Genomic DNA, 14957 nt, shown 5'->3' on the forward strand with positions numbered 1-14957 from the left:
ACCTCGGTGGCGATTGACCCGGAACGCGGCGCCGCCGAAGATAAGGCGCTCTTCACCTACGAGGCGCTGCCACGCGCGACGTTTCTGACCGCTGATGTGGTGCTGGATGATTATCGCGGCGGCTTTTCAGTCGTGCAGCAGACGAAGCACGGCGAACCGCTGCCGGGTGGCGCCTGGTCAGGCCCGGTGGATGTCGTCAAGGCTGGCTTGCGCATGATCGAATGGCTGGGCGTTGGCGGTATGGGCACGCGCGGTTTTGGCCGCATGGCGCTCGTGGGCGAGCCGATCACGTACGAGTTTGGCAAGGAGCAGACCAATGCATAATCTTGATCGACTGGCGGCGCACCATGCCCAGCGCATCATCGAGGCTACCAAATCGAAAAAGTCCAGCGAGGTCGATAATACGATCACCAAGGCATTGGGCATCCTTCAGGAAGACGGGGTCTATGCCTGTTTCCTCTATTTGCTGGCGAAGGAGAAAGAAAATGGTAAGGCTGTTGTCAAAGAGATGCTCGGTCTCCTCGATGGTCTCGGCTTTGATTGGGGGCAACCGGCTGACGATAACGCTGAAACGATTTTGAAGCACGTCAGTGACACGGTAACAGTCGATCTGGAACGCTTGCTGCTGGCAAAGGAAACGCTGGAGCAGATGCTGATCTACGCTCGCTATGGCGCCAAAGCGCGCGATTGAGGATGTGTGCATGGCATGGCATTGTTATCAGGTTGTCTTTCGCCTGCGCGCGCCTGTCCATATGGGTTGGAACAAGGTAGGTAATGTGCAGCGCACGCGGCCCTACATTACCGGGCGGGTGTTCTGGGGCGCTGTGACGATGCGCTTGACGCGCGATTGGGCAAGCCAACACGGAACGGTTGCTCAGGCGCAGACGTACCGTGACGTTGGTGAGCAGGTTCACCAGCACCTTGCCTACAGCTATTTCTATCCCGCAACCAAGACCGGTGATGCGTATCAGGTAGTCTGGCCGTGGGAAGATCCGTCGCGCTTTCGCTACCGCTTCTCAGGCAGCTACAACAGTACGGCGCTCAACTACCCACAACAGTCGGCGGAAAGCGGTCTGTTGCACGAAGTGGAGTTTCTTGCACCGTATACCATCGATACTGGCGAACCCGTCTTTGTTGTCGGCTATGTCTTCGCCTCCGACACCTGTACCCTCCCCTGGCAGACTGCCTGTCAACGGCTACAGGTTGGGGGCGAACGTGGTTATGGCTGGGGTGATCTGGCGCTAATCCATTGTCAACCAGTCGCTGATGATGCCCGCCTGTTTGGACAGATCGGTTTTGATGGCCGGAACGAGCGTCCCGTCCTCCAGATCGAAGCGGGTCAGGTCTTGCTGGCGCACACGCTTGCCGATGGTGTCAGTGCTGATGGTGCGATCGAGCCACTAGTCGGGCGCGAATGGCAGGACTACCCCGGGCAACAGGTAGCGCATACCGGGATCTGCTTTGTCCCCGGCAGCAAGCTGAAACAAAAGGTGTCTTTTGTGATCAAGCGTTTTGGGATCTGGGAACAGCCCAGCAGCGGATAAGTGGGTCATCGGGAACTTTTCTGGTAGAAATGGTCTTTGCTATGCCCACCCGCAAACTCATCGAAGTTGCTTTTCCGTCAGAAGTGATCAATGCAGCCTCAGCACGCGAGAGGTCGATTTGCTACGGCTTGCTACGGCCATCCAAGCACACTGCATCTCTGGTAGGCACTAGGCGATCATTTGCCTGATCCAGCTCACCAGTCGTGTGAACCGTATCGGCCAGCGGTCACCGACGGCGTTATCTGCTATACGTTTCTCCTTGCCGACGGGATCGAAGCGATCCATCCGCCTACGTGCTCGGATGCACCATCGTCTGTAAGAGAACGGCGAGGTTGGCGGCAGCGATGAGCAGTTCAGCGGGGTGTGCGGCGGTTGTGGGACACGGGCCGAGGCGTGAATCTTTAAAGTGGCTGGCCCACGAATGATTACCCTTGGTGAACGGGTTGGAAGCTAAGCGACGCGCGTGGCGTTCGGAAGGTGCGACGTGGTCTTCGGATTGCAGCGAATACAGCACCGCTCGAAGGAGAAAGAAATGCAAAAGCAGTGAAACATATCGGATGCTATGTTTCACTAAAGGTTTTGCACCACAGAGGGCGAGGATGATGCTAGCTGATCCACGATCAGCAAAAAATCCCCATCGCTGCACACGGCTACCGAAGAGCAGGATGCGCTGTATGCCAACGCCATATCGTCGCGCTTCTTCGCACATGATCGTTTTAGCCCTTTGCGTTACCCCCTTGGCGCCCTTTGCGTGCTTAGCGCCTTTCCTATGCTACGCCTGTAACGCTGCTTCGAGCTGCGGCACGATCTTTGACCAGTCATAGCCGGCGCAGACGAAGGCCCGGCCTGCTTGGCCAAGCCGTTGCGCAAAGGGCCGGTCGTTGACCAACCGATTTACCGCCACTGCCATCGTTTCTGGCGTATCGGCTAGCAACAGATGTTCGCCATCACGTAAGCCGGGAATCCCCTCTGCCCCCATAGTGGTGCTCACCACCGGCGCGGCCATCGCCAGCGCTTCGAGCAACTTCAACCGCGAACCACCCCCAATCCGCATTGGGATGACGACTGCAGCAGCGCTAGCCAACGCCGGACGAGTGTCGGCGACTTCACCAGTGACGATGATAGTCTGGTTGTCGTGAAGCGCGATCAGGCTCGGATGGGGCCGGCGCCCGATGAGCCGCAAACGTAGAGCTGGATGGTGCTGGTGGATACGCGGCAACACCTCATGGGTAAACCAAAGGACGGCATCGACGTTGGGTCGGTAGTCGAGCGTGCCAATGAAGATGAGATCGTTGGTGGGCAGCGCAGCCAACGGCGCGAAATGGCTGCAATCGACGCCGTTGGGAACAAGGTGCAACTGGGCATTTGGCGCTAACCGGCGCAATGCTGCGGCATCTTCCGCCGAAACCACCAGAGCGCGATCGATGGTCTGCAACACGTGCCGCTCGAAGGCAGCTAGCTTGAACCACTGGATCAACGAGTAGCCGCCGCCAATTATCGCTTTAGGACGCGGCGCACGACGTAGGTCGTTGAGCGCGGCGCGGCGTTGGAGCAGGTACTCAGCGTTAAATTCGTCGAGCACTAGACGCGCGCCGCTATGGCGCGCCTGCAACAGGTACGGTGCCATTTCGATGCTCTCGGCTAGCACTACCTCAAATTGCTCATTCGCCAATAATTCAGCCAAGGTGGCCGAATAGGCCGTGCTCGCGTTGCGTAGCGCCATATCGGGCCAAGGGCTTACCAATGTTGTCAGTGCGCGCTGGCTCAACGAGCGGGCCAGCGGCCCGATCACGATCCGCACATCGGCGAGATCGCGCAACGGCTGCATCGCTTGTGCCGCCGCTTCGTCGGGGGCGAAAGAGAGCAGTGTGACCGTATGGCGAGCCGCTAACCCGCGCAGCAGATGGTAGATCCGCAACGCACCGCCGCCGCGCGGCGGATACGGCGGATAGGGCGAGAGCATCAGAATATGCATAACGTCTCATAAGGGCATAACGGCGCTATGCCCACATGGTGAAGAGGTCTAGACCCACGCATCGTCTGGCCCGGGTGCAGGATGCGGCCAATCGGGCGGATAGATCAGATAAACCGTCCCGCTTGAATTGGCCTGCCACGCCGCCGCTAGTTGGTCTTGCGGGTACGCGCGTAGCAGCCGGTCGCGCCCGGCTGGTTCAGCGATCAGCGCGTGCGTATCGGTAAAGCCGCGCACCACCGTCAGATGACCGCTGGTGCGGCTCGGCGCATCGTCGATCTGGCCCGCTTCCCACGCCAAACTGATAATCACCGGCACGCCGGCTGCGGTCCAGCGCCCGATTTGTTCGAGCGTATCGAAACGGGTGACGTAAGCGCGCATGCCAAAGCGCGCCGCGAATGCCGTATTGAACGACCAGTTGCCGGTGCCTTCCCAACCCGGATCGAAGATGCCAGCCGCAGTGAGATCAGGCAACGTCGCGCCATCGGCGAAGGGGGCAAGACGCGGATCGGCCAATTGCGCCTGCCAATAGGCCAACACCATGTGAACCGCCGTTGGGCTGCACCAGCCTTCGCCGCCGGGATAGTCGTACTGACAGAGCAAGAGTGGCAGCGCAATGGCTGAACGGGCTGACGGCTGGGAAGGTGGGGCAGGCGACTCGGTCGTGGTGATACAGAGAAAGAGATCGCTCAATGCAGGCATATCGGCGCCGGGCAAGCCACAGAGCAACACCCGCGCCTGCACTGCTTGCGCTGGCGTCACCAGTTGCAAGGTATCGATGGCGACAAAACCACGTTCATTCCGTTGCGCGTCAAAACTGGTACGCCGCGCGCCGGTATCGTCCCACGCCGCCAAGCGGTACCAACCACTCCACTGACTGTCCTGCTGCACGCGTAGTTGCAATTCGATCCAGCTCTCAGATGGGGTATCGGCGGCCCAGCTCGGAATGATGGCAACCGCCTCAGCCACTGCGAGCGGTGGACTGATCAGCGCAATCCGCGCGTGCGGATCATCGGCGGGTAACGGTGCAGCCCGTTCCCACGCATCAAGTGCCGGTTCGTCCCAATGGTGGAGAAGATGGTGTGGCATTGCAAATCTATCCTTCGGCGCTATCAAGCACCCATTCAACGGGACCAAGCACGTCGAGATCGGGATGGGCAGCGACCTCCGGTAGCAAAGCTGCGCTGACCAGCAACTCTTCCAAATGTAATGTATCAGGAATGCGCACTAACCGTACCGCCGCCGGATCAGGCTGGCCGCACGTCTTGATTGCCATCGCTACCGCATCGCGCTCAGTCGGCAAGGTAATCGGTAAGCTGCCTTTACACAGACCGACTAGCCCAGCAGTCAAGACATTAACATAGGTGGCATGAAAATCGATGTTCGCGGCAAGACGCGCGGTGGTAATATCGGCCAACCCGATCCCATTGGCATTGCCGTGCGTTTCAGGGGTTAGATCAAGCACTACGATCACATGAATGACAGGGCGTTCCGGCGGCGGTTCGCCGGGGATGGGCAACCGCCCGATCACGTTGGTATCCATGCCGGTGCCACTAATATTCTTCCCAATCCGGTCAACAACCAGCACATCCAGCCGGTCGAACGGCAAGCGCGCCACCATCTCTTTGCTGCGCGCAAGCAGCGCCGCTTCGCCAGCACCGCCAATCTCGGCGGGAGGGAGCGCGACAATGGCCGCCGTCTGATCGCGTGCATCCTCGAGAATCGCCAGACCAGCCAGCACTTTGCCACGCTCAACCACCACGCGCGCCATCGGCACAAGTTGCTCTTTCAGACCATAGACCGCCGTGCGATGGACAATCTCGGCTCCTTGGCGTTTGCCTAAGCCAACGGCGCACATCTTGGCCAATCCGCTCTCAATTGGCGCTCTGAATGAGGTATGGGGCTTGATGCGATTAATCACCAACACGCCATCTGCTTCGGCGGCAAAACGATCCATATAGACCGGCGTGCCATCGGCGATCCGTCCTAACTCAACCACCTCCATCGTGGCCCGAATCGGGCAACCGATCGATTGCTCGGTCATGCCGAGTGCGGCGAGCAGCGCCGTTTGACCCTCAGCCGTCGCACCACCGTGACTGCCCATAGCCGGCACGACAAACGGCTCAGCACCGTGGTCGCGCAACCAGCGCACCGCAGCAGCGGTTATTGGCACAATGTTGGCGATGCCGCGGCTACCGGCAGTGACGGCAACGCGCATACCGGATCGAAGCTGCGCCGCTAGTCCTAGCCGGTCGAGCTCGGCGCGCACCGCTGCCGCCACATCGGCCAGCGGCGTTGTCTGCCAACGCTGGCGCACGCGCCAGAGCGACGGCAGTGGCGTATCGGCGTGAATGCCTTCGATGTTGAGTGTGATTTGCATCGGCCAACCATTGTGCAGTAACGAACCCTCGCCCGATTGTACCACACCGGCCATTGGCTCGTCCGGCGCAATCGTCGTTGGAGAGACGCACGGGTCATTATCGGTGATACCGATGCACACGTCCGTGCGTAGCTACGGTCTTTGATTTCCCAACCGGCCGGCCGGTAGACAAGGAGCGGCGTCTATGCTATATTACTTACCGACCGGTCGGTCGGTTCTTTTCATGGAACAAAGGTGGAACAAAGGAGTATGTTCACGTATGGCAAACGAACGCCAACGCAACCAAATCCTCGGTTTGCTCTTCTTCGGCGTATTGATGGCAGCACTCGACATTGCCATCGTTGGGCCGGCCTTGCCATCAATTCAAACGGTCTTTAGCGCCGATGAGCGGGCATTGTCGTGGGTCTTCTCGATCTATGTATTGGGGAACTTGATCGGCACACCGCCGATTGCTGCCCTCTCAGACCGGTTTGGCCGGCGAGCGCTGTACATTGCCAGTCTGAGCGGTTTTGCGCTTGGTTCGCTCCTCGTGGCGCTTGCGCCATCCTTTCCCATCCTGCTAGTTGGGCGTCTCGTCCAAGGGTTTAGTGCCGGTGGCATCTTTCCAGTCGCTAGCGCAGTGATCGGCGATACCTTTCCGCCCGAACGGCGCGGTTCGGCGCTCGGTCTGATCGGTGCGGTATTCGGGATCGCATTCCTCATTGGGCCGATCCTTGGCGGCTTGCTATTGCTGCTCGGTTGGCAGTGGCTCTTCTTAATCAACTTACCGATCGCAGCCATACTCATCGCCTTCAGCGCTAAGCTGCTGCCGGGACGGACACGTGACACCACTGCGCCCTTTGACGTGGCCGGGTTGGCGACGCTGGCGGTCATGCTCACCGGTTTAGCTTACGGCTTAACCGAACTCGATCCGGCGTTATTGCGGGCAGGCGAATTGCCGTGGCTGGCAATCGGCGCATTGATCATCGCCATTGTGTTTGTGCCACTCTTTATCGCGGTTGAACGGCGAGCAGCAGAACCGATTCTGCAACCAACGATCTTCCGTTCACGCCAAATCTGGCTGACGGCAGCATTAGCGATCGGGGCCGGCATCGCCGAGTCGGCGATTGTCTTCGTGCCGGCGCTGGTAACCGCAGCTTACGGTGTGAGCAGCTCCACTGCCAGTTTCATGCTCCTGCCGGTGGTGTTAGCGATGGCGGTTGGTTCACCAGTATCGGGACGGATGCTTGATCAATTCGGCTCGCGGATCGTTGTTACCATTGGCGTCGTCTTTAGTGGGATTGGACTCATTATTCTCGGCGGCTGGCCGGCCAGCATCATCGCCTTCTACCTTGCCTCGGTCGTGATGGGGATTGGGCTTGCGATCTTGCTTGGAGCGGCATTACGGTATATTCTGTTAAATGAGGTACCGGCCAACGAACGGGCCGCGGCACAAGGGTTGCTAACCGTCACGATGGGCAGCGGCCAGCTTTTAGGAGCGGTGTTGGTCGGTCTGATCGCAGCCGCTGGCGGCGGCGCGGTAGGGGGATACGGGTTAGCATTCTTCTCGATCGGAATCGTTATGCTCCTACTTACCTTGGCCGCCTTAGGTCTCAAGAGCCGGGCTGCCGAGCGTGCTAGTGCACTGGCCCATGCGCATTCATAAAGAGCTGTACGGGCGCAGCGCTGCTGTGCCCAACCATAAACTTCTATGAACCGGCAACATAACTCTGAGCAAATCCGCAACCGGATTATTGACGAAGCAGCGCGATTAATCGTCACGTATGGCTACGAAGGCATCGCTATGCGTGAAATTGCCGAAGCGGCAGGCTTATCGAAAGCTGGTCTCTACCATCACTTTCGTGATAAAGAAGACCTGCTGGTGGCGGTGTTGACCAATTGGGCCGATGAGATGGCAGCGCTCGTCGCCACTGCTGAATGCAAACCAGATACTCGATCGCAATTGACGGCGCTCGTGCGTGGACTCTTTGCCCAAGCGCCGGCCCAGCGCGCGTTGGTACGGCTGAGCAACCACGATCTGCCGCGCCTAAGCGAAACTGCGCGCACCAGTGTCGAACGCTGCTACGCCAACGGTCTGATTGCGCCGATTACGGCGATGATCCGGGCCGGCATCGACCGCGGTGAATTGCGTCCGGTTGACCCCCATGTAGCCACGTGGTTGTTGATGGGTATGCTCTACCCCTTCTTCCACACCGAGCAGGCGAGGATTGGCGAGCAGGGGGAGGCGATTGCCGATCTGATCATCACCACGTTTTTTGACGGCCTCGCCCAATCTACAGACCCTACGACTGCAGCGGGCAAGTGATTGCTCACCCGCTGCGGTTATGCGCGATCAGAAAATAGCCAAGTACCGGTCAATTTCCCATTGCGACACGTAAGCACGGTAACTCTCCCACTCCTGTTGTTTGGCATCGAGGAAACGCTCGGCGACCGAGGGGCCAATCGCTTCGAGAATGACCTCATCTTCGCGAAGGGCATCAAGCGCCGCGCCGAGCGAGGTTGGCAATGTCGCCAACCCGCGCGCACGCGGATCAACGTGGAAGAGATCTTCTTCGGCAGCGTCGCGCAGCGGCAATTTACGCTTGATACCATCGAGGCCGGCGGCCAGCATCGCTGCGTATGCAAGGTAAGGATTGCAGGCCGGATCAGGACAACGCAGCTCGATTCGCGTCGCTTGATAGCGACCGGCGGTGATGCGCGGCACGCGCACCAATGCCGAGCGATTGGTGCGGCCCCACGAAATATGCACCGGCGCCTCGAATCCGGGCACAAGCCGTTTGTAGGAATTGACCAGCGGTGCGAGCAAGACGCACATCCCGCGAGCGTGGGCCAGCAGGCCGGCAATGAAATGACGGGCAAGCGGCGACAAACCGTAGGGATCATCGGGATCGGCAAAGAGATTTTTACCGCTCTCGACATCCAGTAGGCTCTGGTGAACATGCATGCCGCTACCGTTAACGCTGGCCATCGGTTTTGGCATAAACGTCGCGTGCAGACCGTTGAGCTGCGCTACCGCCTTGAGCGCCACTCGTGCCGTCACCAGATGATCTGCCGAACGCAGCGCATCGGCATACCGCAAGTCGATCTCGTGCTGGCCGGGGGCGACTTCGTGATGCACCGCTTCGACCGTAATCCCCATCGCTTGCAAGGTGCGAGCCATCTGGCGACGGATATGGGTTGCTAGATCGGTTGAGACATCAAAATAACCCGCTTTATCGTGCGGCTCTAGAATACGCCCGTTGGGATCGGTCTTGAACAAGAAAAACTCAAGCTCCGGCGCTACCATGAAGCGGTAGCCGGCTGCCGCCGCTTGGTCAAGCATCCGGCTCAACACATTGCGCGGATCACCGGCGAATGGTTTGCCGTCGGGAGTATAGACCGAACAGATCAAGCGCGCCGTAATCATACCTTCATGCCGATCCCACGGCACTACGGCATAGGTCGAGCGATCAGGCACGAGATACATATCGCTCTCGACCATTCGGGCGAACCCCTCGATCGACGAGCCATCGAACCAGACACCGTGGTCGAGGGCATCGGGCAATTCTTCAACCGGGATGGTTACGGTCTTGCCGATGCCCAACACATCGGTGAACTGCAAATTCACAAAAGCGACATTATCAGCAGCGACGCGGCGCAGCAGCATGTCGCGCGGATCATCGCTCATGGGCTGCGCTCCTCCTTACTAGGGTAGGCGGATAAGCGGATAACACGTTTCTTGTACTATACCACACTAGAAAAAGGACGGCATAGAGGCATAGCGTCGCTATGCCCCTACGCCGCCCCTACGTCGCTCCTGCCCCACCCCTATGCCGCGACCGGCGTTTCATCGGCCAAGGTCGCGCGGATGCGCTGGCCGCGCAAGCTTGTGCGGTTAAGGGCCTGCAATACTTGCCGGGCGGTGCGGCGGGGAACTTCGACAAAGCTCACACGCGCGCGCACCTCGATCGCGCCGATACTGCGACCGGGCACACCCGCCTCGTTCGCAATCGCGCCGACAATATCGGCAGGGCGCACCTGATCATTACGACCAAGGTTGATCTGAATGCGCGCCATTCCCGTCTCACTACGGTGAGACCGCTCAGCGGTATCGCCTCGCTTGGCCCGCGACGCGCGTTCGGCCCGTCCGGCGCGTTCGGCAGGCGCAGGGTCTAAGCGCGTAATCGTATCAACCTGCTCGGTCTCAGCTTCGTTGAGCAGCAATTTGATTGCAGCCGCAGCCAAGGTGCGCAGATCGTGGGTGGCGGCCAGCTCATCAACCAGCGCCGTATAGCTGTCAAGATCGGAGGTTGCCACCACCTCGCGCAACTGATCGCGGAGAGCGGCGCGACGGCGGGCAGCCACATCGGCCAGTGTCGGCATTGCACGCCGTTCGATCCGAGTGCGGGTCACCCGTTCAATCGTTTGCAGCATCCGGCGCTCACGCGGCGTAATAAAGGTAATCGCCACTCCATCACGCCCAGCCCGGCCAGTGCGGCCAATCCGATGCACGTAACTTTCGGGATCGGTTGGCACATCGTAATTAATGACATGGCTCACTTCGGCGATGTCAAGCCCACGCGCAGCGACATCGGTAGCGACCAGCACATCGAGCTGACCATCGCGAAACCGGCGCATCACCCGGTCGCGCACCGCTTGACTCAGATCGCCGTGGAGCGACTCGGCGGCATAGCCGCGCCCTTGCAGCCGTTCGCCAATATCGTCGGCCTCTTGGCGGGTGCGGCAGAAGACAATCGCCAACTGCGGCATCTCGGCGTCGAGCACCCGGCACAGTGCATCGAGCTTATCGCGGGCCAACACCTCGTAGTAGATCTGGCGAATACGCGGCGCCGCCAACTGCTCGCCAGCAATGCTTACCCGCACCGGCTGGCGCGTATAACGCAAGGTCAGATTCTGCACAGCGGGGGGCAAAGTCGCCGAGAAGAGCGCCGTCTGCCGCTCGGCGGGAACCAGTTGCAGGATTGCCTCTAACTCCTCGGCGAAGCCCATATCGAGCATCTCGTCAGCCTCGTCGAGCACGACCATCCGCAAATGATCGAAGCGGAGCGAACCACGGCGGAGATGATCGAGCACCCGGCCCGGCGTACCGACTACCACTTGCACCCCTTGCGCCAGCCCGCGCAATTGCCGTTCGATCGGCTGGCCGCCGTAAATCGGCAACACTCGCAGCGCCCGATGGCGGCCGTAGCGATGGATCGCCTCAGCCACCTGTATGGCCAGCTCGCGCGTCGGCGCAAGCACCAATGCCTGCACCGTCAAGTCATCCGTAACCCGTTCAATTATGGGCAGCGCAAACGCTGCCGTCTTCCCGGTGCCGGTCTGGGCCTGAGCGATCACATCGCGACCGGCAAGAAGCAGTGGAATGGTCTGTGCCTGAATAGGGGTTGGTTCGTCATAGCCCAACCCGCTCAAAGTAGCGATCAGCGCATCGCTCAGGCCCAACTCAGCAAACGTCGTCATGGTATTCCGTTTCACAAATACAATCATGTTGTGGCATTAAATACGCCACGCAAGATTAATATTATAGCATAAATCTCGTTCTTGAGAAGCCCTTTCAGCGCAAGATAAGGCATGCATCACAAAAATAAGGTCTTCACGGCGCTCGTCTGAGTATGGTATGCTATAAACGCTGAACGAGGAATTAATAATATAAACATCTGTCAGTTGATGCTTTTTCGAGTGATCTAGTGGGAGCGTGACATGACAGCACCGGCCCGAATTCTCGTCGCCGAAGACGAATCGGATGTAGGCATGCTTCTGCAAGAGATACTGACCAGCGAGGGCTATGATGTGCAGCTTGTCAGGAACGGCGACGAATTGGTGCGGCGCGCGCAGGAGCAACCGCCGGATCTGATCATCGCCGACTTGCTCATGCCCTTGATGGATGGGCTGGAAGCGATTCGCCAGTTGCGTAACGACACGCGCACCGCCCACCTGCCGATGCTGATCTTGACTGCTGTTGGCGAATCGGCGCGTGTGGTAGAGGGGTTGGAAACCGGTGCTGACGATTATATCGTCAAACCGTACGATCGGGAAGTGTTGCTGGCTCGAGTGCGCTCTCACTTGCGCCGGGCAGCGCAATTGCCGACCCGTAATCCGCTGACCGGTCTGCCCGGCAATGTCGCGATTCAGGCTGAGATCAGCCGCCAGCTCGAACAGCAGGGCGCATTTGCCTTAATGTATGTCGATCTCGACAATTTTAAAGCGTTCAACGATGTCTACGGGTTTGCCCGCGGTGATCGGGCGATCCATCTGTTAGCCAGCGTCTTGCAAGAGCAGATCGATCCCGGTGACTTCCTTGGTCACATTGGCGGCGATGATTTTGTTATTCTCCATTTTGGCACAGACCCAGAAGCGTTGTGTCAACGCATCATTCGGGTATTTGATGAGCGGATCCGTTCCCTCTACGACGAAGCCGACTTGCAGCGCGGGTATCTGCTCGCGACCGATCGCTATGGCGTGCCACGTCAGTTTGGCATTATTAGCCTGTCAATTGCAGTTGTAACGACGTACCTGCGTTCGTTTGCCAATGTTGATGAGATGAGCCGGGTTGCGGCTGAACTCAAACGGGCGGCCAAGCAGGTCTCTGGCAGCAGTTACAAGATTGACCGGCGGAGCGACGGCACCCCAACCAGCCCGCTCACCGATCGGCGTGGCGGTCATTCGCCGGATGCTCTGATTGTTTGCCGGAATGAAGTTGCGCGCCCTGCTATTGTCGCCACGCTGAATGTGCGCGGCTACCGGTTGCTGATCGCCGACACTGAGGTTGCGGCGCAAGGCTTGCTGGCGCACCATCCGCATCCGTGTCTTGTGGTGGCTGAAGTGATTGATGCGGCCTCCCTCTCCCTATGGCAACAACTCAACCATAGCGCCTCGCTGATCGCACTTGTTCACGATCAAGCTACCGCTATGGCCGCTTCTGCCGCCGGCGCAGTGGCCGTCATATGGTTGGGCAATAATCCACTTGACCTCTCCGATCAGTTACAAACCGCATTGGCAGCATTAGCCAGCTATCCGGAATGACGCGCTTGACACCAGTCCGCTCGCCTGTTAGCATGCACGGCGTTTGAAGCGACTGGAAGCGCGTATCGTTGTATATCTGCCTCGTAGCGACGTTGCAGGGCAATGTCGCTGCCATTGGGAGCGTTGAGCATGGATGTGTCCGAACTGCTGAGTCGCGGCGTTGCCGAAGTCATTGTCGAAAGCGAATTACGCACCCGCCTGCAAAGCGGGACGCCGCTGCGCCTGAAACAAGGGTTCGATCCGACGAAGCCCGATATGCATATCGGGCACGCGGTGGGTCTGCGTAAATTGCGCGCGTTTCAAGAATTGGGCCATCAGGTTGTGCTGATCGTCGGCGACTGGACGGCGCAGATTGGTGATCCGAGCGGGCGCGATGAAACGCGCACCCGCTTGTCGGCTGCTGAGGTACGCGCCAACGCCGAGACCTACATGGAGCAGTTTTTCCGGGTGGTTGACCGTCAACGCACCGAGGTGCGCTGGCAGAGCGAGTGGTTTGGCCAATTTACGCTGGAACATGCGCTTGATTTGGCCGGACGCTTCACGCTGGCCCAAATGCTGTCACACGAGACCTTCCGCAAACGCTACGAGACCGGCGCGCCGCTGACGATTCTCGAACTGATGTACCCGATGCTGCAAGCCTACGATTCGGTCGCCATCAAGGCCGATGTCGAGTTTGGCGGCACCGACCAAAAGTTTAACATTCTGGCCGGGCGCGAACTGATGGCGCAGTTGGGCATGACACCGCAGCAAGTCTTCCTCGTACCGCTCATTCCCGGTACTGACGGGCGCAAGATGTCGAAGACGTTTAACAATACGGTCGATATTCGCATGCCGCCTGCCGAGATGTACGGTCGTATTATGTCAATGAGCGACGAGGTGTTGCCCCTTTACTTTGAAGTGCTGACTGACGTGCCGATGGTCGAGGTTCACGAGATGAAGATGGCAATGGCCGCCGGGCAGGTCAATCCTCGCGATCTCAAGATGCGACTGGCGCGCGAGATTGTGGCCCAGTTCCACGACCAAGCGGCGGCGGCGGCAGCCGAAGCGGCCTTCGTCCGTCAGTTTGTCGAACGTGAGCTGCCGGAAGACATTCCGAACTTTGCCATCAAAGCGCCTGCCGGCATCGTTGAGGTGTTGGTCGCCGCCGGCCTTGCACCGAGCAAGAGCGAAGCGCGCCGCTTGATCGACGGCGGCGGCGTGCGGGTCGATGGCGAGCGGGTCGAAGGGTATACCCTGACCCTCAACCCCGGCGCGAATGTCGTGGTGCAGGTGGGCCGGCGCAAGTTTGTGCGTGTCGTGTAGGAGGCCACACCGCCGTGTGGCCCCTTCCCTCTGCCCAATCGTGCATCCTCACGGCGCGCGCGCTGTCCACACGATCAGCAAGCTGCCATCGCGCACCTGCACCCGCGCCGGCGTTGCCGTGATGACATTGCTCACGCCGCGCGCCCGATCATGCAGCAACGAACCATTGCGCAAAGAGTACGCTAAGCCTTCGGTGGTGATGCCGTGTGCATCGCCGCCGAATGGCAGCAGCGAGACGGTATCGCCCACTGCACCGGGGATCACACTCTCGTCACGCACGAGCCAAATTTGTTGCGACTGATCGATCAGCCGCACCTGCCGCTCACGCAGCTCAGCCATGCCTAACAACGACACATTGGCCAGCGACTGATCCCACCTCCCGCCGAGCGCGCCGAGTATATCGATCTGGCTTGCTCCAAGCTTCACCGCTGCTAGTAATGCCAATTCTAAATCAGTCTCGTCTTTGTCGGGACGGTGGCGTTCAATCGCCACCCCCTGCGCTTGATAGGCGGCTAATACTTCAGGAGTAATCGAATCAAGATCGCCGATCAGCAGATGCGGCGTATAGCCGTGGGCAAAGAGCGCCGTTCCGCCACCATCAGCAGCGATCAGCCGCTCGGCAGCCGCTAGCTGATGCCGGTATGGCGATAGATCAAGCCCCGGCGCATTGGCTACGATCACAACGTACATCATGCTCAACCTTACATCGTCCGGGTGTAGCGGCGCTGCGCCCCCC

13 protein-coding genes are annotated in these 14957 nt (G+C 59.4%); 7 read left to right on the plus strand and 6 right to left on the minus strand.

Features of this window, described 5'->3' with window-relative positions:
* The 3 genes from Q1A59_RS09430 to Q1A59_RS09440 form a co-directional block, all read left to right on the plus strand.
* A partial coding sequence (locus Q1A59_RS09430) for an RAMP superfamily CRISPR-associated protein (protein ID WP_367280896.1) occupies positions 1–324 on the plus strand: 324 nt, incomplete at its 5' end.
* On the plus strand, positions 317–691 hold the full coding sequence (locus Q1A59_RS09435) for a hypothetical protein (protein ID WP_299644901.1): 375 nt from the start codon (positions 317–319) through the stop codon (positions 689–691). The genes Q1A59_RS09430 and Q1A59_RS09435, both read left to right, overlap by 8 nt.
* Before the next feature lie 10 nt (positions 692–701).
* Positions 702–1544, plus strand: coding sequence for a hypothetical protein (locus tag Q1A59_RS09440; RefSeq protein ID WP_299644902.1), 843 nt, complete (start codon positions 702–704; stop codon positions 1542–1544).
* A 772-nt stretch (positions 1545–2316) separates the two neighbouring features.
* On the opposite strand, the gene Q1A59_RS09445 is transcribed toward Q1A59_RS09440, so the two are convergent.
* Genes Q1A59_RS09445 through Q1A59_RS09455 form a run of 3 tightly spaced genes read right to left on the minus strand, consistent with a single transcriptional unit; the run spans position 2317 to position 6016 of the window.
* Positions 2317–3519, minus strand: a complete 1203-nt coding sequence (locus Q1A59_RS09445; protein ID WP_298407055.1) for a glycosyltransferase family 4 protein — start codon at positions 3517–3519, stop codon at positions 2317–2319.
* 48 nt (positions 3520–3567) lie between these two features.
* A complete protein-coding gene (locus Q1A59_RS09450) occupies positions 3568–4605 on the minus strand; it encodes a peptidase C39 family protein (RefSeq protein WP_298407054.1) in 1038 nt (345 codons plus the stop codon).
* A gap of 7 nt (positions 4606–4612) precedes the next feature.
* Positions 4613–6016 (minus strand): lactate racemase domain-containing protein, encoded by a 1404-nt coding sequence (locus tag Q1A59_RS09455; RefSeq protein ID WP_298407052.1) that lies wholly within the window; start codon positions 6014–6016, stop codon positions 4613–4615.
* A gap of 139 nt (positions 6017–6155) precedes the next feature.
* On the opposite strand from Q1A59_RS09455, the gene Q1A59_RS09460 reads away from it, so the two are divergent.
* Positions 6156–7541: an MFS transporter gene (locus tag Q1A59_RS09460; protein WP_299644903.1), complete on the plus strand. Its 1386-nt coding sequence runs from the start codon at positions 6156–6158 to the stop codon at positions 7539–7541.
* 45 nt (positions 7542–7586) lie between these two features.
* Complete coding sequence (locus tag Q1A59_RS09465) at positions 7587–8201, plus strand: TetR/AcrR family transcriptional regulator (protein WP_298407049.1); 615 nt, start codon at positions 7587–7589, stop codon at positions 8199–8201.
* A gap of 27 nt (positions 8202–8228) precedes the next feature.
* Here Q1A59_RS09465 and glnA read toward each other — a convergent pair whose 3' ends face one another.
* Both glnA and Q1A59_RS09475 read right to left on the minus strand, forming a co-directional pair.
* Positions 8229–9563, minus strand: a complete 1335-nt coding sequence (gene glnA, locus Q1A59_RS09470) for a type I glutamate--ammonia ligase (protein WP_298482802.1) — start codon at positions 9561–9563, stop codon at positions 8229–8231.
* Positions 9564–9703: 140 nt separating this feature from the next.
* Positions 9704–11356: a DEAD/DEAH box helicase gene (locus tag Q1A59_RS09475; RefSeq protein WP_298490590.1), complete on the minus strand. Its 1653-nt coding sequence runs from the start codon at positions 11354–11356 to the stop codon at positions 9704–9706.
* Between the two features lie 240 nt (positions 11357–11596).
* On the opposite strand from Q1A59_RS09475, the gene Q1A59_RS09480 reads away from it, so the two are divergent.
* Positions 11597–12919 (plus strand): response regulator, encoded by a 1323-nt coding sequence (locus tag Q1A59_RS09480; RefSeq protein ID WP_299644904.1) that lies wholly within the window; start codon positions 11597–11599, stop codon positions 12917–12919.
* A 129-nt stretch (positions 12920–13048) separates the two neighbouring features.
* Positions 13049–14221, plus strand: a complete 1173-nt coding sequence (tyrS, locus tag Q1A59_RS09485; RefSeq protein ID WP_299644905.1) for a tyrosine--tRNA ligase — start codon at positions 13049–13051, stop codon at positions 14219–14221.
* A 48-nt stretch (positions 14222–14269) separates the two neighbouring features.
* On the opposite strand, the gene Q1A59_RS09490 is transcribed toward tyrS, so the two are convergent.
* On the minus strand, positions 14270–14957 hold a 688-nt coding region (locus Q1A59_RS09490), incomplete at its 5' end, for a thiamine diphosphokinase (RefSeq protein WP_299644906.1).

This window comes from uncultured Chloroflexus sp., from assembly GCF_937951745.1.
In the GTDB taxonomy this organism is placed as follows: Bacteria; Chloroflexota; Chloroflexia; order Chloroflexales; family Chloroflexaceae; genus Chloroflexus.

What these genes read in the sequence shown, in the direction of transcription:
- Q1A59_RS09435 (WP_299644901.1), top strand. Translation starts at nt 317, where the DNA reads ATGCATAATCTTGATCGACTGGCGGCGCACCATGCCCAGCGCATCATC.
- Q1A59_RS09440 (WP_299644902.1), top strand. Translation starts at nt 702, where the DNA reads ATGGCATGGCATTGTTATCAGGTTGTCTTTCGCCTGCGCGCGCCTGTC.
- Q1A59_RS09445 (WP_298407055.1), bottom strand. Translation starts at nt 3,519, where the DNA reads ATGCATATTCTGATGCTCTCGCCCTATCCGCCGTATCCGCCGCGCGGC.
- Q1A59_RS09450 (WP_298407054.1), bottom strand. Translation starts at nt 4,605, where the DNA reads ATGCCACACCATCTTCTCCACCATTGGGACGAACCGGCACTTGATGCG.
- Q1A59_RS09460 (WP_299644903.1), top strand. Translation starts at nt 6,156, where the DNA reads ATGGCAAACGAACGCCAACGCAACCAAATCCTCGGTTTGCTCTTCTTC.
- Q1A59_RS09465 (WP_298407049.1), top strand. Translation starts at nt 7,587, where the DNA reads ATGAACCGGCAACATAACTCTGAGCAAATCCGCAACCGGATTATTGAC.
- glnA (WP_298482802.1), bottom strand. Translation starts at nt 9,563, where the DNA reads ATGAGCGATGATCCGCGCGACATGCTGCTGCGCCGCGTCGCTGCTGAT.
- Q1A59_RS09475 (WP_298490590.1), bottom strand. Translation starts at nt 11,356, where the DNA reads ATGACGACGTTTGCTGAGTTGGGCCTGAGCGATGCGCTGATCGCTACT.
- Q1A59_RS09480 (WP_299644904.1), top strand. Translation starts at nt 11,597, where the DNA reads ATGACAGCACCGGCCCGAATTCTCGTCGCCGAAGACGAATCGGATGTA.
- tyrS (WP_299644905.1), top strand. Translation starts at nt 13,049, where the DNA reads ATGGATGTGTCCGAACTGCTGAGTCGCGGCGTTGCCGAAGTCATTGTC.